Annotated in this window: 20 protein-coding genes; 18 read left to right on the forward strand and 2 right to left on the reverse strand. The window is 63.6% G+C overall.

The window, feature by feature from the left end:
* Positions 1–20: 20 nt before the first annotated feature.
* The gene (locus ACQZ48_RS06485; protein WP_191217129.1) at positions 21–1,661 is read right to left on the reverse strand and encodes an alpha/beta-hydrolase family protein; all 1,641 of its coding nucleotides are present in this window, start codon (positions 1,659–1,661) and stop codon (positions 21–23) included.
* Between the two features lie 359 nt (positions 1,662–2,020).
* On the opposite strand from ACQZ48_RS06485, the gene ACQZ48_RS06490 reads away from it, so the two are divergent.
* From ACQZ48_RS06490 to ACQZ48_RS06540, 11 genes are all read left to right on the forward strand, one after another.
* Positions 2,021–2,536: a hypothetical protein gene (locus ACQZ48_RS06490; protein WP_191216925.1), complete on the forward strand. Its 516-nt coding sequence runs from the start codon at positions 2,021–2,023 to the stop codon at positions 2,534–2,536.
* A complete protein-coding gene (locus tag ACQZ48_RS06495) occupies positions 2,533–3,792 on the forward strand; it encodes a DNA-packaging protein (protein WP_191216924.1) in 1,260 nt (419 codons plus the stop codon). Before ACQZ48_RS06490 ends, ACQZ48_RS06495 begins: the two co-directional genes overlap by 4 nt.
* 569 nt (positions 3,793–4,361) lie before the next feature.
* Positions 4,362–5,000: a hypothetical protein gene (locus tag ACQZ48_RS06500; RefSeq protein ID WP_448728683.1), complete on the forward strand. Its 639-nt coding sequence runs from the start codon at positions 4,362–4,364 to the stop codon at positions 4,998–5,000.
* Positions 5,001–5,058: 58 nt separating this feature from the next.
* On the forward strand, positions 5,059–5,367 hold the full coding sequence (locus ACQZ48_RS06505; protein WP_003522330.1) for a Dabb family protein: 309 nt from the start codon (positions 5,059–5,061) through the stop codon (positions 5,365–5,367).
* A gap of 269 nt (positions 5,368–5,636) precedes the next feature.
* Entirely contained in the window at positions 5,637–6,803 is a 1,167-nt protein-coding gene (locus ACQZ48_RS06510) for a phage portal protein (RefSeq protein ID WP_448728684.1), read from the forward strand.
* A 194-nt stretch (positions 6,804–6,997) separates the two neighbouring features.
* On the forward strand, positions 6,998–7,318 hold the full coding sequence (locus ACQZ48_RS06515) for a DUF6107 family protein (protein WP_077982668.1): 321 nt from the start codon (positions 6,998–7,000) through the stop codon (positions 7,316–7,318).
* Positions 7,319–7,347: 29 nt separating this feature from the next.
* Positions 7,348–7,920 carry an HK97 family phage prohead protease gene (locus ACQZ48_RS06520; RefSeq protein WP_077982667.1) on the forward strand — a complete coding sequence of 191 codons (573 nt, stop codon included), beginning with the start codon at positions 7,348–7,350 and terminating at the stop codon, positions 7,918–7,920.
* A gap of 32 nt (positions 7,921–7,952) precedes the next feature.
* Positions 7,953–9,209: a phage major capsid protein gene (locus ACQZ48_RS06525; protein WP_448728685.1), complete on the forward strand. Its 1,257-nt coding sequence runs from the start codon at positions 7,953–7,955 to the stop codon at positions 9,207–9,209.
* A gap of 199 nt (positions 9,210–9,408) precedes the next feature.
* Positions 9,409–9,978, forward strand: coding sequence for a head-tail connector protein (locus ACQZ48_RS06530; RefSeq protein ID WP_448728686.1), 570 nt, complete (start codon positions 9,409–9,411; stop codon positions 9,976–9,978).
* A gap of 3 nt (positions 9,979–9,981) precedes the next feature.
* Positions 9,982–10,317 (forward strand): phage head closure protein, encoded by a 336-nt coding sequence (locus ACQZ48_RS06535; protein WP_448728687.1) that lies wholly within the window; start codon positions 9,982–9,984, stop codon positions 10,315–10,317.
* Positions 10,314–10,709 (forward strand): DUF3168 domain-containing protein, encoded by a 396-nt coding sequence (locus tag ACQZ48_RS06540; RefSeq protein WP_142912445.1) that lies wholly within the window; start codon positions 10,314–10,316, stop codon positions 10,707–10,709. Before ACQZ48_RS06535 ends, ACQZ48_RS06540 begins: the two co-directional genes overlap by 4 nt.
* A 7-nt stretch (positions 10,710–10,716) precedes the next feature.
* Here the strand turns inward: ACQZ48_RS06540 and ACQZ48_RS06545 are convergent, their stop codons facing one another.
* Positions 10,717–11,916 (reverse strand): MFS transporter, encoded by a 1,200-nt coding sequence (locus ACQZ48_RS06545; RefSeq protein ID WP_173988459.1) that lies wholly within the window; start codon positions 11,914–11,916, stop codon positions 10,717–10,719.
* Between the two features lie 90 nt (positions 11,917–12,006).
* Between ACQZ48_RS06545 and ACQZ48_RS06550 the strand changes: the two genes are divergently transcribed.
* From ACQZ48_RS06550 to ACQZ48_RS06580, 7 genes are all read left to right on the forward strand, one after another.
* Positions 12,007–12,414, forward strand: a complete 408-nt coding sequence (locus ACQZ48_RS06550; protein WP_142912623.1) for a phage major tail protein, TP901-1 family — start codon at positions 12,007–12,009, stop codon at positions 12,412–12,414.
* Entirely contained in the window at positions 12,414–12,773 is a 360-nt protein-coding gene (locus ACQZ48_RS06555; RefSeq protein ID WP_077982662.1) for a gene transfer agent family protein, read from the forward strand. Before ACQZ48_RS06550 ends, ACQZ48_RS06555 begins: the two co-directional genes overlap by 1 nt.
* Entirely contained in the window at positions 12,770–12,979 is a 210-nt protein-coding gene (locus tag ACQZ48_RS06560) for a rcc01693 family protein (protein ID WP_443387182.1), read from the forward strand. The genes ACQZ48_RS06555 and ACQZ48_RS06560 overlap by 4 nt, the downstream gene beginning before the upstream one ends.
* A gap of 70 nt (positions 12,980–13,049) precedes the next feature.
* A complete protein-coding gene (locus ACQZ48_RS06565; RefSeq protein WP_077982660.1) occupies positions 13,050–13,631 on the forward strand; it encodes a phage tail tape measure protein in 582 nt (193 codons plus the stop codon).
* A gap of 45 nt (positions 13,632–13,676) precedes the next feature.
* Positions 13,677–14,315: a TIGR02217 family protein gene (locus ACQZ48_RS06570; protein ID WP_077982659.1), complete on the forward strand. Its 639-nt coding sequence runs from the start codon at positions 13,677–13,679 to the stop codon at positions 14,313–14,315.
* Positions 14,312–15,196 carry a DUF2163 domain-containing protein gene (locus ACQZ48_RS06575; RefSeq protein WP_448728688.1) on the forward strand — a complete coding sequence of 295 codons (885 nt, stop codon included), beginning with the start codon at positions 14,312–14,314 and terminating at the stop codon, positions 15,194–15,196. Before ACQZ48_RS06570 ends, ACQZ48_RS06575 begins: the two co-directional genes overlap by 4 nt.
* Positions 15,193–15,627, forward strand: coding sequence for a C40 family peptidase (locus ACQZ48_RS06580; RefSeq protein WP_217004420.1), 435 nt, complete (start codon positions 15,193–15,195; stop codon positions 15,625–15,627). The genes ACQZ48_RS06575 and ACQZ48_RS06580 overlap by 4 nt, the downstream gene beginning before the upstream one ends.
* The last annotated feature ends 3 nt before the right edge of the window (positions 15,628–15,630 follow it).

The following is a 15,630-nucleotide window of genomic DNA, read 5'->3' on the forward strand; positions in this document are numbered from 1 at the left end:
TCCAGGCAAGCCCGCCGCGCTCACGCCGGATCGGTGGAGCCGCGGCGGGCCTTGAAGAACATCTTCAGCCGCTGGATATCGTCCGCATTCCATTCCTGCGGCTGGGTCACTTCCATCCACGCGTCGATATAATGTTCCGGCGCATAGACATGGCCATAACCCATCGGCGCCGTGGTCGCGGCGGCAACATCGAGACCGAGCTGCAGCAGGGTGACGACCGGGAACCAGCGGAAGGACGTGGAAACGTCAGGCCCGTGATGCACCATCCATTGCGGCCGCCGGTAAAGCGAGGCGGCCTCGAAGAAGGTGATGGGGTCGCTGGCATATTGCAGATAGACGATCCGCATCGGCCCCCATTTCGCGTCGGGCATATGGGCTGTCGTATATTGGTTGGCGAAGCGGATGACCGAGGAATCGCGGAAGCGCGGCAGCCATTCCGGCGTGCCTTTCACCCGGCCATTGGTGGCCATGCGCCAGGTGGGGCTGGAAAAGGGCGGGCCACTCCACAATGCGCCCTGGAAGGGATCGGAGAGCACATCGTAGAGATCGGAGGATTTCTGTGAATTGAGAGAACCGAGGCTCAGGCCATGCAGGTAGAGCTTCGGTCGCGTTTCCTTCGGCAACGTCGTCCAGTAGCCGTAGACGGCCTCGAACAAAGCGCGCGCCGTCTCGACACCGTAATCCGGCTCCGTCAGCAGCGCGATCCAGCTCGAGAGATAGGAATATTGCACGGCGACGCTGGCGATATCGCCATCATGCAGATATTCGACCGTATCGAGCGCTTCCGGGTCGATCCAGCCGGTGCCGGTGGGAATGACCACCAGAAGCACCTTGCGCTCGAAACCGCCGACCCGTTTCAGCTCCTCCAGCGCCAAGGCTGCTCTTTCTTCCGGCGTCGACGCCGAGTTGAGGCCCGCATAGACCCGGAGCGGCTCTTTTGCCGGACGATGAGTGAAGGCGGATATCTCGGTAGCCGCCGGGCCTTCGGCGACGAATTCACGCCCGCGACGGCCAAGCGATTCCCATGTCATCAGCGAGGCGCTGCTGCCTGTCTTGAGCGCGTCTGACGGGCGCGGCACATCCGGTTCGATCAGCGCATCCACCTGTTTCAGCGAGGAATCGGCAAATCTGAGGCCGATATCGAAGATCAGCCCATTGAGCAGCATCCATGAGAGGATGATCGCCGCTGCGATGCCGAGAACATTGGCAAGGCGGCGCGGCAGGAAATGGCGGCTGCGCGCCGCAAAGAACCGGCGGATAAGCTGGAACAGCCGACCGGCGCCGATGAGAATGGCGGCGACCAGCACCGCAAGGCCGCCCGTCTTCGTCGGGTGGGCGCTCGGCAGCGGATCGAGCTCCATCAAAACGCGGATGGAATTCTGCCAGTCCTTCGCCTGCCATAAAAACGTGATGGCCGTGATGGCGGCGGCAAGCGCGATGAGAAAACGAATGCCGCGCGCATTGTGGCGCGAGGGTTCGGGCAGTTCCAGATAGGTCCAGACGGCATGCAGGGCGACACCGATCAGATAACCGATGGCAAAGGAGAAACCGCACAGCACGCCCTGCATCAGCCAGGTGCGCGGCAGGAGCGAGGGAGTAAGCGAAGCGCAGAACAGAATAGTGCCAAAGACGATGCCGGTTGCCGAAAGACCTGCGAACAACCGCTCAACCCATTGTTTTACCAACTTCTCTCGCCCCTTGTACTCACCGCGTGGTGCTGAGTGTAATATGTGACGGACGACGGTGCAAATCCTGCGGGAAGGATAAAAATCACAAGAATAGGAAAATAATCCTTTACAGCGTGACGGTGATTTGGTAGTGTTTGGCTACAGTCGGAGATTTGCGGCTGGGTCGCGGTTGGTTCAGAAATATCAGAGCGCTGGATTTTCGAGTACAAGGCTCTGTTCTCTTCCCTCAGTCCTGTGCTTGTCACAGAAATGAGGGCTGTGCGGAGGTACCACCCGCAAATGAACCGCTTCGCCGCCCATGTTCATCTCCATTTCCCTCTCAGGCCAATCCGATGACAAACGCTCATAATTGCGACCCCGCGCTCTACGGAGCCTGGCCGGACAGGCCTGCTTATGCCGATGAGGCTGCGCCTGAGACCAAATCGCGGGCGGACAGGCTGGTCGCCGAAGATGCGGCGCGCAACGGCAGTCTGCGGCAGTTGCTGAACGAGCTGACGGAGGAGATGCGGGATCAGGTCTGCCTGTATCGCAATCTTCGGCAATCGGGCGAGGCGGGCCTTTTGCCTGACGCCGACGACACGGAGGGAAAGCAGGCCCGAGCCGATGTGAAAGTTGCAACGGATCAGCTGTCGCTCATCGTCCGCACACTGGAGCGGATCGACGCTCTGCAACGGGTGCTGGCGGAAGAACGGCAGGCGCTTATGGGCGAGGATGAAAACGATACGCAGGATTATGAGGCGGCGGTAGCGCATTTCCTCAACCGCATCGACGAACTGGCTGAACAGAAATGCCGCGCGAAGATGGAAGCAGATCCCGCCCGCAGCCCCTCCGCTGAAGCTGACAGATGATAGATATGTCGACCGGAACCCATCTGCCAGCGCAGGTCTTCAACCTTCTGCGCGACTGGCGTTTCATCGGCAACCTGCCACAGCAGCCGCCTGAAGGCGACTGGCGAACATGGCTGCTGATCGGCGGGCGCGGTTCCGGCAAGACGCGGGCCGGGGCGGAATGGGTGCATCGTGTCGCCTCTGCCGGCAAGCAGTCGGATTTGCGCATCGCGCTTGTTGCCGAGACGCTGGGCGACGCCCGCGAGGTGATGATCGACGGCATTTCCGGCATCTGCCGCATTGCCCGCCGCCATCGCCCCGCCTTCGAGGTATCGCGCCGGCGGCTGCTGTGGCCGAATGGCGCGATGGCACAGGTGTTTTCCTCGGAAGACCCGGAAAGCCTGCGTGGTCCGCAATTCCACATGGCCTGGGCGGATGAGTTGGGCAAATGGAAATATCCGCAGGAAACCTGGGACATGCTGCAATTCGGTCTGCGTCTGGGTGAGGCCCCCCGGCAACTGGTGACCACCACGCCCCGGCCCATTCCGCTGCTCAAGACGCTTCTCGCCGATCCCACGACACGGGTGGCGCGGATGCCCACGGCCATGAATGCCCGCAATCTCTCACCCGGTTTTCTCAAAGCCATGGAGGAGCGTTACGGCGGCACGCGGCTCGGCCGCCAGGAAATCGGCGGCGAGTTGATCGACGAGCGCGAGGGCGCGCTGTGGAAACACGCCGATCTGGAAGCGATCATCGAGGCAGCGCATGAGCCGCTCACGCGCATCGTGGTGGCGGTAGACCCGCCCGCCGGCGTCGGTGAACATTCCTGCTGCGGCATCGTCGTGGCGGGGCTTGGCATGTCCGGGCGTCTTAACGTGCTTGCGGATTGTTCGGTGGAAGGCGAAACGCCGGCCGGCTGGGCCCGCGCCGTGGTTGCCGCTTTTCGTCGCCACGAGGCGGACCGGGTGGTGGCGGAGGTCAATCAGGGCGGCGAGATGGTGCGGGCGATGCTGCAGAGCATCGATGCCAACCTGCCGCTGACGTTGGTGCGGGCAAGTCGCGGCAAATTCACCCGCGCCGAGCCGGTTGCGGCGCTTTACGAGCAGGGCAGGGTGAGCCACGCCGCACGGTTCGAAAAGCTGGAAGACCAGATGACGGATTTCGGGCCGGATGGTCTGTCGTCAGGGCGCTCGCCGGACAGGCTGGATGCGCTCGTCTGGGCGATCACGGCGCTGACGACGATGGTGGTGAGTGAACCGAAGGTGCGGGGGATGTGAGTTGGCTGATTATCGGCTCCCGCGAAGGAAAGCCAATTACCGGTCGAGCGGATGCCCCGGTTTCTTCTCCCCGCCGGGGAGAAGGTGGCGCGCAGCGCCGGATGAGGGGGCCACGGTCAATATATGCGGAGACAGTAGAGATATCTGGAGATGTTGCCCCCTCATCTGACCCTTCGGGCCATCTTCTCCCCGGCGGGGAGAAGAAAATTGAGGCACCGTCAACGCCCGAAATCGGGCGTCTGGCAGGTCTTATTTCTTCGGAGATTGCGCCGGCTTCGGCTGGGAGCCGGTTTCGCGCATCTGGCGCCACTCGTTTTCGAGGCGGTCATAAACGGTCTGGGGGATTGTCGCTGTCATGGTGGCATTCCTCCTTGATTGGTTAACGCAGCTGAACTGCGCGGTGAATGGAGTTAGCGCGCTAAGGTTCCGGAATTCAAGGAATTTTTTACCCCAAAACCCCGGGCCTCGGATTAAAATCGATTAAGGTTTTTTCAAATCGATTTAGTCCTGACGGCCGTCACGTGGAAAAAACCGGGCGTCCTGTCGCCCGTCACTTTCAGGAGCCTTCCATGGCCTATGACGAGGCGCGATTCTTCGCGTCGGTGCGAATTTCCATTTTTGGAGGCCGCCTGCGCGCCGCCCAGCTTGCCGGCACGAAAACGGTGCTTGCCGGTTTCGAAAAGGCGCTGCCGCGCGGTGACCCGCGCTGGCTCGCCTATATGCTGGCGACCGCCTTTCACGAGACGGCGGCGACCATGCAGCCGGTGCGCGAAACATTGGCGGTAAGCGACGCCGAAGCAATCGTCAGGCTCGACCGCGCCTTTGCGGCGGGCAGGCTGCCCATGGTGCGCAAGCCCTATTGGCGGCCGGACGAGGAGGGTAAAAGCTGGCTGGGGCGCGGCTTCGTGCAGCTGACGCATCGGCGCAATTACAAGGCCATGTCGGTGCTGACCGGCGTCGATCTCCTGGAGCGGCCGGAACGGGCCATGGAGGCGGAGGTGGCCACCGCGATCCTGATCCACGGCATGGCGGGCGGCGGTTTTACCGGCCGCAGGCTTTCCGATCTCTTCGGCGACAGGCGCGAGGATTGGGACGGCGCCCGCGCCATCATCAATGGCAGCGACAGGGCGCGGCTGGTGGGCGGTTACGGGCGCGCATTTCATCACGCGCTTGTCGCGGCGCGGATTGAACCCGGGCGGGCCAGATGATAACCCGTTACCCGGCGCCGAAAAAGCTGCCTTCGAATTCTGCATGACAGGTGACACCGTGATCCGCCATATCGTCTTTTTCACCGTTCCCGAGGAAAACCGCGACGCCGTGCGCAGGGGGCTTTCCGGCCTGACCGCGATACCGCATTCGCTGAAGCTGGAAATCGGCGAGAACGTGAAGAAGGACCAATGGGGCAATTCGGTCGATTTCATCGTCTATGGCGAGTTTGAAAACGAGGCGGCGCTGGCGGCCTATAAGGCCGACCCCGCTTATGATCTTTCGACCCGCACGGTAAAGCCGCTGCGCGAGACCCGTGTCGCGGCCGATTTCGACAGCGACACGGCGGTGAAAGCGCCGATCCGGTAAACGTCCGGTTTCGCCGAAGTTGGCGCGAGATATTGCCGCTGTGCGGACGGGGTGCCTCACGCGCGACGTCATCCTTGGGCTTGTCCCAAGGATCTGATCACGTCCAATAAAATCGAGACGTTGCAGATGCTCGGGACAGGCCCGAGCATGACGAAAGAGAGCTTTCAGGACTTCGTCAGAAATGTCAGGGTCTAGCCTGTCGGTGAAAACCCCACGCGGGCGACGCCGCAGGACTCGACGCCGCGCGCCATCAAAACAAGGACAACTCCATGCGATTTCCCTTCTCCCTGCCGTGGCTGCGCCCGGCGGATGGCAGAGCCGCGCCTGAAAGCCGGAAAATGGCCGATGGCTTCATGGCGGTTGCCGTGCAGGGCGGGCAGGCCTTCTGGTCGGGCCGGTCCTATGCCGCGCTTGCCCGCGAAGGCTTCATGAAAAACCCGGTCGCGCACCGGGCCGCCCGCATGGTGGCGGAGGCGTCGGCCTCGGTCAGCTGGCTGCTTTATGATGGCGATGAGGAACTGACCGATCACCCGCTTTTGGCGCTGCTTCTAAAACCGAGCGCCCATATGGGCGGGCCGGATTTTTTTGAGGCGCTTTATGGCCACCTCATGCTCGCCGGAAACGCCTATATCGAGCCGTTGACGGTGGGCGGGCGGCTGCGAGAGCTGCATCTTCTGCGGCCCGACCGGGTCAGCATCGTCGAAGGGCCGGATGGTTGGCCGGTGGCCTATGACTACCGCGCCGAGGGCCGCGCCTCCCGCCACATCGCCGTCGAGCGCGACGGGCTGGGGCTTCTGCATGTGAAACTTTTCCATCCGCTCGATGATCGGGCGGGTTTTGCGCCGCTCGCCTCCGCAGGCGCCGCGCTCGATCTGCACAATGCCGCGAGCCAGTGGAACAAGCGCCTGCTCGACAATTCCGCCCGGCATTCCGGGGCGCTGGTCTATCAGCCGAAGGAGGGCGGCAATCTCTCCACCGAGCAATATGAGCGGCTGAAGCGTGAACTGGAGGAAGGCTATCAGGGCGCGATGAATGCCGGCCGTCCGCTGCTGCTGGAGGGCGGGCTTGACTGGAAGGCCATGGGTCTTTCGCCGCGCGACATGGATTTTCTGGAGGCCCGCAACGGGGCGGCGCGCGATATCGCGCTTTCGCTCGGCGTGCCGCCGATGCTGATCGGCATTCCCGGCGACAATACCTATGCCAATTACCAGGAGGCGAACCGCGCCTTTTATCGCCTCACCGTGCTGCCGCTGGTTTATCGCACGGCGGCACGGCTCTGCGGCTGGCTTTCTCCGGTCTTCGGCCCGGGGTTGAGGCTCGAACCCGATCTCGACAAGATTGCCGGGCTTGCCGGCGAGCGGGATGCGCTCTGGTCTCGCATCGGCGCGGCCTCGTTCCTGAGCGACGAGGAAAAGCGCGAAGCCGTCGGTTATTGATCGCCGTCCGGCGGGATCGAAACCCCGGTTTCCTGTTCAATCATTTTCTGAAGAACCGGACTCTCTTTGTGAGGTGTTCCGCCCAAGCTTCTCCGAAGATTCGCAAAATCACCCGGCGCAGGCGCGCAAAAAACGCCTGCGTGCGACGCGGCGCGTCCGCCCGATGACAACATCCTAGAACGGAATGATTACCCATGTCTGAATTCGCCAATGAGGCCGGCATCTGGGCCGCCCGCATCACCGGCGCCGTGGCGGGCGCGGGTGTATCGCTCGTTTATCTCCTGCCGAAAAGCAAACGCGAGGCTGCGAGCCGGTTCATCACCGGCGTTTCCTGCGGCATGATCTTCGGCGGGCCTATCGGCTTGTGGATCGTGCAGCAGCTCGATATCGCCGGCGCGCTTTCGGGCCGGGAAATCATGGTGGCGGGTTCCGCCGCCGCCAGCATGGGCGCGTGGTGGGGGCTGGGCCTGCTGGTGCGCATCGCCGATCGTTACAGCGCCCGTCCACGCGGCTGACATTCCCCTTCACATCGCAGGAGTTACCCATGCACGTCTATCGCGGGCCGCGTCCCGCCACGCGCAAATTCGCCAGTCTGGAGCTGCGCGGCATAACCGTCGATGGCACCTTTTCCGGTTATGCCAGCGTTTTCGGCGAGGTCGATCTCGGTCAGGATGTCATCGAGCGCGGCGCTTTCCGCCGCTCCATCGAGGAGCGGGGCGCAGCCGGCATCCGCATGCTCTACCAGCACGATCCGGCCGAGCCTATCGGCGCCTGGCGCACCATCCGCGAAGACGAGCGCGGCCTTTATGTCGAGGGCGTTCTCGCCCCCGGCGTTGCCCGCTCCCGCGAGGTGCATTCGCTGATGAAGACCGGGGCGCTGGACGGGCTGTCCATCGGCTTTCGCACCGTACGTTCCGGCAAGGCGGCGAACCAGGGTGTCCGGCGCATTCTGGAAGCCGATCTGTGGGAAATCTCGGTCGTGACCTTTCCGATGCTGCCCTCGGCGCGGGTTTCCGACGTCAAGCATGCCCGCTTCTTCCGCGACCGCGAGACCGAACTGGTGCGCAGCATGCGCCGCGCCGCCCGCTCGCTGTTCGACACAACCTTCAAACGCTGACCGCAAAGATATCAACGAACAAGGAAAACCAGATGACGAAACCAGCCCCGATGACCGCCGCGCCGCAGGTGAAGGCCGTACCCGATACGGTGACGGCCGCCTTCGACGAGTTCATGGAGGCTTTCGAGGTCTTCCGCGAAACCAACGACCAGCGGCTTGCCGATATCGAGCGCAAGATGGGCTCTGATGTCGTGACCCGCGACAAGCTCGACCGCATCGACAGGGCGCTCGACGACAACCGCAAAATCATGGACGACCTGGCGCTCAAGAAAGCGCGCCCCGCGCTTGGCCGCAAGGATGCGCTTTCCCACGATGCCGAGGAACACAAGGCCGCTTTCGAGGCCTATATCCGTCGCGGCGAGGAGGGCGCGCTGCGCGATCTGGAGGCCAAGGCCTTTGCCGGTTCGACCGGGGCCGATGGCGGTTTTCTGCTGCCGAACGAGACGGATGGCGAGATCGGCCGGCGCATGACGGCGATTTCGCCGATCCGGGCGCTGGCGACCGTGCGGCAGGTTTCGGCCGCCGTTTTGAAGAAACCCTTCTCGCCCGGCGGCATGACGACCGGCTGGGTTTCCGAGACGGCGGCACGCCCGCAGACGGCAACGCCGCAGCTTACCGAGCTTTCCTTCCCGACCATGGAGCTTTACGCCATGCCGGCGGCCACACAGGGCCTGCTGGATGATGCGGCAGTCGATATCGAAGCCTGGATCGCCTCCGAAGTTGACATTGCTTTTGCCGAACAGGAGGCCGCCGCCTTCATCGCCGGCGATGGCGTGAACAAGCCCAAGGGTTTCCTCTCCTACACCGCCGTCGCCAATGATGGCTGGAGCTGGGGCAATATCGGGTATGTCGCGACCGGCGTTTCGGCCGGTTTCGCCTCCGCCGGGCCGATGGATGTGCTGCTCGACGCCGTCTATGCGCTCAAAGCCGGCCACCGCCAGAACGGCACCTTCCTGATGAACCGCAAGACGCAAGGGGCGCTGCGCCGGTTCAAGGATACCAGCGGCGCCTATCTCTGGCATCCGCCGGCCGCCGCCGGCCAGCCGGCCTCGCTGATGGGCTTTCCGGTGACGGAAGCGGAGGACATGCCGAACGTGGCGGCCAACAGCTTTGCCATCGCCTTTGGCGATTTCCGCGCCGGCTATCTCGTCGTTGACCGCACCGGGGTGCGCATCCTGCGGGATCCCTATTCGGCCAAACCTTACGTGTTGTTCTACACCACCAAACGCGTGGGCGGCGGCGTGCAGAATTTCGAGGCGATCAAGCTGGTGAAATTCGGGGTGAATTGAACCTCGACGGTGCCGCTCCTTTCTTCTCCCCGGACGGGGAGAAGGTGGCCCGAAGGGCCGGATGAGGGGGCAACGTTGCCGAATATCTCTACCCTTGCCCCCCTCATCCCGCTGCCGCGGACTTCTCCCCCACGGGGAGAAGAAATTCGTTGCGCCCGCTCGCTCATCCAGCCTTTATTGCCGTCACCCCGGAGACCCCATGACCTATGCCCTCATTCATCCGCCGCAGGCGGAGCCGCTGACGCTTGCCGAGGCGAAGGCGCATCTGCGTCTCGACAGCGGCGATGAGGACGCGCTTCTTGCCGCGCTCATCCGCACCGCCCGCGAGCATCTGGAACGCACGACCGGACTTTGCCTGATCCGCCAGACCTGGCGGCTTTATCTCGACCGGTGGCCTGAGAACGGTGTGATTCTGATTGGCAGGACACCGGTGCAAGCCATCGAAACCATACTGGTTTTTGACGGCGAGGGGCGCTCGGCGGACATTACCGCCGGGGAAAAATTGCTCGATGGCGCGGCGCGTCCCGCAAGGCTGTGGCTGCGCGATCCACCAGCCCCTGGACGGGCGATGAACGGCATCGAGATCGATTTCATCGCCGGTTACGGCGAGGCGGGAACGGATGTGCCCGACACGTTGAAACGCGCCATGCTGATACATGTGGCGCAGATGTTCGCACTTCGCGGCGCGGTCGCCCCGGAAAACCAGCCCGCCGCTGTTCCCGCCGGCTACGAGCGGCTGGTGGCGCCCTTCTGCCGTCTGGGGCTTTGAGACATGAACCTTGTTTTTCTCGATCCCGGCAGGCTGACCGCGCGGCTGGAACTGGAGGTGCGGACCGAAACGCCGGACGGGCAGGGCGGTGCTGCCGAAAGCTGGAATTTCCTGCGGTCGCTCTGGGCTGCGATCGAACCCCTTTCCGAGGCATGTCATGAAAGGGCCTCGGCCGAGGGCGTGACGATCACCCACCGCGTCTGGCTGGCTTACCGTGGCGACATCGACCCCGGCATGCGCTTTCGCAAGGGCCGCCGCATTCTGGCGATCCGGGCGGTCATTGACCCGGATGAAACACGCCGCTTCATCGTCTGCCGCTGTGAGGAGGAAAGCCGATGAGCGCCGCAAACCTGCTTCTTCAGGCGATTTTCGCGCGACTGACGGGCGATGCGGCGCTGACGGCGCTCATCCCCGGCGGTGTCGTCGACCGGCTTCTGCCGCGCGCGGTTCTGCCGTGCATCGTTATCGATGATCTCGAAAGCCGTGACTATTCGACGGCGACGGAAAGGGCCGAGGAGCATTTCCTGTCGCTGCATATATGGAGCGACGCCAATGGCCGCAGGGGTGCAGGCGAAATCGTCGACCGGGTGACGATCCTGCTCGATGATGCCGCGCTGCCGATTGCCGGCGTCTCTCTCGTCAACCTGCGGCTTCTTTCCAGCCGCTCGAGGCGCGAGGCGAAGTCCCGGAACTTCATCGCGGAGATGCGTTTCAGGGCGGTGACGGAGTAGCGCCCTTTCAGGCGCTTTGCCTGCGTACGGTTTTCCACAGAAGGACAAGCAGCACGAACGAAATGGCGATCAGCACGGCGGCGATGCCAAGCATGGCCGCCACCCCGCCGCGCTCCAGCGCCAGCGTGAAAATAACGGGTGCAACGGCGATGGCGAGGTTCTGCGGCAGCGAGATGCGCGCCGCCTGAAGACCGTATTCCCCCGGGGAAAACACCGCCAGCGGCAAAACGGCCCGGCTGACGGTGAGCACGCCGGCGCCGAAACCGAAAAACACGATGAAGCCGATGAAGGCCGGTATGGCCGGGGCAAAGGCCAGCAACAGCAGCAGCGACAGGAGCAGAAGACAGAGGCCGATCATGGCGGTAAGAAAGGGACCGCCGCGTTTTCCCAGCAGGAAATCCAGCCCGCGCGCGGTAATTGCCAGCAGGCTGCGCGCCGATGCCAGCTGCACCGCAAGCGATTGCGTTGCGCCCGCCTGAACCAGCAGCAGCGGCAAGAGCGGCGACAGGCCGAAGGTCGTAAAGGCGCTGATTGTCGTCATGGCCGCCAGAAGCAGAAAAGCCCGGCGTGTATCGACCGGCGAAGACGAAGGAGCGTCGGATGTCTGCCGATGCGATTCCTTGTGGGGCGGACGGGCGGGAAGGACAAAGAGATAGAGGGGCAGAAGCACGAATATCTGCAGGCAGGCATAAAGCAGAAGTGTGCCGCGCCAAGCGAGATGCTGTTCAACAAACGCGGTGAGGGGCAGAAAAACCGCCCCCGAAAGCCCGGTGAACAGCATCAGAAGCGTCAGCAACCGGCCGCTTTCCGCGCCCACGCGCTCCACCACCGCCGTATGGGCAGCCGTCGTCAACCCGCAGGTCGCGGCCAGACCCATGACGGCCCAGCCGAAAAGATAGCTTGCGATATCGCTCGAAACGGCAAGCACGGCAAAACCGACGGCGAACAGCACGGAACCGGCCGTCAGCACGGGGGCCGCGCCGCGGCGGACGAGCATTCTTCCCAGCAGCGGGCCGCAAAGCGCGCTGATCAGCATCATGATGGTGAGGCCGGCAAAAACGACCTCATTGCCGATCGCCAGTTCGCCGCCAATGCGCGGCGCAAGAACGGCCAGCATATCGAAACCGGTGCCCCAACTCACGATCTGCCCGAGCGCAAGCACGCCGATAAGGCGCGCGCGGGACGTCAGGGTGGCAGCGTCGGACATGGCAAGATCGCTGAATGCGAGAGGAAGAAACATTTTTTGGTCGCAGGCCCGCAACACCCTGCAACCGCAATCGAAACGGAAGGAAACATGATGGTGGCGCAGAAGGGCAAGGATTTTCTGCTGAAATTCAACAATACCGGAACATATGTCACTGTTGCCGGGCTCAGAACCAAGCGGCTGGCCTTCAACGCCCAGGCGGTGGACATTACCGATGGGGAAAGCGCCGGTCGCTGGCGCGAGTTGCTGGCGGGTGCTGGCGTGCAGAGAGCCGCTCTGACGGCGTCGGGCATCTTCAAGGATGCGGCTAGCGATGCACTGGTGCGCGGCGCATTTTTCGCCGGCACCATTCCGGGCTGGCAGATCGTCATTCCCGATTTCGGCACCATTGCCGGCCCGTTTCAGATCGTGGCGCTCGAATATTCCGGCCGCCACGATGGCGAGGTGCAATTCGAGATCGCGCTGGAATCGGCCGGTCTTCTCAATTTCGGAGCGTTGTGATGGCTGAGCGTTTGCGTTACGGGCGGGCGAACCGCCATCGCGGCGAGATCGAAGCGCTGATCGACGGCGAAAGGCGCATTCTCTGCCTGACGCTCGGGGCTCTCGCCGAACTCGAAACCGCCTTTGCAGCCGAGGACCTCACCGCGCTCGCCGAACGTTTCGCGAGCGGCCGCATGAAGGCGGCCGACATGATTAGAGTGATAGGCGCGGGCCTGCGAGGTGCGGGCAATGTCTTTTCCGACGACGATGTGGCCGCCGCCACGGTGGAAGGCGGCATTGCCGGCCATGCCGCCATTGTCGCCGATCTTCTGACCGCGACCTTCGGCGGCCTGAAAGGTGAGACGCCACCGGACCCTTGAGCGCCGCAGCAGGCGAAGCGACGCCGCGCCCGTTCCCCTGGGAGGCGGTTGTCCATGCCGGCTTCTGCCTGCTGCGGCTCTCCTCAGAAACCTTCTGGCGGCTGACCCCGCGCGAATTCTTCGCGATGACGGGCGGCAACGCCGTTCCCCGCGGCCCCGACCGTGCGGCGATGGAAGCGATGATGCGGCGGTTTCCGGATCGGTGAGTTAATTCCCTAAAACGATCAAGCATTTCAAAAATTTATGGTTCCGATTTGAATCAGAAAGGCAAGCGCGATGGCGGGCGAAGGATCGATGGCGGAAAACCGGCAAGAGGCGGAGGCGCTGTCCGAGGCGATGGGCGATCTCGAACGCCGGTCCGAGCGGTTCGGGGCGGCCTTGTCCTCGGCCCTGCAGGCGGCGACGGCGGGCGGCAAAGGGCTGGACGACGTCTTGCGCGGGTTGGGGCAGCGGTTGTCCGGCATTGCGCTCTCTGCCGGTCTGAAACCGCTTGAGGGCATGATTGGCAATGCCGTCAGCGGGCTGTTGAACGGCGGCGGTTCGCTGTTCGCCTTTGCCGATGGCGGTGTGCCGGGACGCGGCATCACGCCCTTTGCCGATGGCGGCGTCGTTTCCAGCCCCGCCTTTTTTCCGATGGGCGGCGGGCTTGGCCTGATGGGCGAGGCGGGGGCGGAAGCGATCCTGCCGCTGAAGCGCGGTTCGGATGGCGCTCTCGGCGTTGCCGCGCCGTCGGGCGGCGGCGGGGCGCAGATCGTTTTTAACGTGACGGCGACGGATGCTGCGAGCTTTCGGAAAAGCGAAGGCCAGATCGCCGCCATGCTGGCGCGCAGCGTCGGGCGCGGCCAGCGCGGATTGTGACGCGCTCTTTTCCCAGACCACAGAAAAGAATCCAGGAACAACGACATGGCGGCATTTCATGAAGTGCGGTTTCCGCTGCGGCTTGCGCTCGGCGTCAGCGGCGGGCCGGTGCGCCGAACCGATATCGTTAACCTCTCCAATGGCCGCGAAAGCCGCAACCAGCGCTGGAGGAACGCCAGACGCAGCTATGACGCCGGGTCCGGTATCCGCTCCATCGCCGATCTTTATGAGGTGCTTGCCTTTTTCGAGGCGCGGCGCGGCGAACTATATGGCTTTCGTTTTCGCGACCCTGTGGATTTCAAATCCTGCCCGCCGGGGAAGACGCCCGCCGCGACCGATCAGAAGATCGGCACCGGTGACGGGACGACAGCAGGTTTTCACTTGCGGAAGATCTATGCCGATGCGGGCGGCGCGTTCTCCCGGCGGATCGAGAAGCCGGTCGAAGGCTCTGTCATGGTTTCGGTCGAGGGGGTGAAGGTTGAAGCGGCTGATGTGGCGGTCGATCATGTAACCGGCATGATCGTGTTCCGGGCGGGGCGGGTTCCGCACGCCGGCGCCGCGATCCGCGCCGGTTTCGAATTCGACGTGCCGGTCCGCTTCGGGATCGACCGTATCGACGTGAATCTGACCGCTTTCGAGGCGGGCCGCATTCCCTCCATTCCACTGATGGAAATCCTGCCATGAAAACCATTCCCGCCGCGCTTGCGGAGCATCTCAAGGCCGATGCGACGACGACATGCCATTGCTGGAAGGTGACACTGAAAGATGGTGCGGTGATTGGTTTTACCGATCATGACGAGGCGATTTCGTTTGCCGGCACCTCCTACCTTGCCGCCAGTGGCTTTTCTGCCAGCGATAGCGAGGGCGAAACGGGGCTCGGCGCAGGCGTCGGGGAGGTGGCGGGTGGTTTTTCGAGCGAGGCGATTGTCGAGGGCGATCTGGCCGCCGGACGTTTCGATGGCGCGAGGGTGGAGCTTTTCCTCGTCAACTGGCAGGCGCCCGAGCAGCATGTACTGCTGAGCAGGCGCGAGATTGGCGAGGTGACGCGGGCCGGCGGGGCGTTTCGCGCCGAGCTGCGCAGCCTCGCCCACCGCCTCAGCCAACCGCAGGGCAGGGTTTATGGGCGGCGCTGCGACGCCGCCCTTGGCGACGGGCGTTGCGGCGTCGATCTGGCGCGCTTTACCGGGCACGGCCGCGTGGCGGCGGTGGACGCCTCGGGTGGCCTGATCGTCTCCGGGCTAGATGCCTTTGCCGATGATTTCTTCAGCCGGGGAAAGCTGCATTTTCTGACCGGCCCGCTCGCCGGCAAGGGGTTTGATCTCGACGGGCAGGAGCGACGTGACGGCGGGGTGCTTCTGTCCTTCTGGCTGCCGCCGGAACAGACGCCTTCGCCGGGAGACACGTTTTCCGTCACCGCCGGCTGCGACAAGAGTTTTTCCGCCTGCCGGGCAAAATTCGCCAACCATCTGAATTTTCGTGGTTTTCCGCATCTTCCGGGGTCGGATTTCGCCTATTCCTATGCCGCAGGCGGCGAGAGCCATGACGGCGGGGCGCTGTTTTCATGAGCGATACCGGCGAAAGAGTGCTGGCGCTTGCCGAAGGCTGGATCGGCACTCCCTATCGGCATCAGGCTTCGTTGAAGGGTGTCGGTTGCGATTGCCTCGGCCTCATTCGCGGCGTCTGGCGAGACCTTTACGGCCTCGAACCGGAATTGCCGCCGCCCTATGCGCCCGATTGGGCCGAACGCGGCGGCGAGGACCGGCTGATGGCGGCGGCAAGACGCCATTTTCCGGCGGTGTCGGGCATGGAAGAGGCAAGGCCGGGAGACCTGCTCCTGTTTCGCTGGCGGGCCGATGCGGCGGCCAAACATCTCGGCATTCTGGCCGGGCCGCAGCATTTCATCCATGCCTATGAACAGGCGGCGGTCGTGCGTTCGGCGCTGGTGCCGGGCTGGCGGCGGCGCATCGCCGGCGTTTCCCGTTTTCCCGATCCCTGATTT

It is taken from the genome of Agrobacterium sp. 22-209-1 (genome assembly GCF_053522485.1).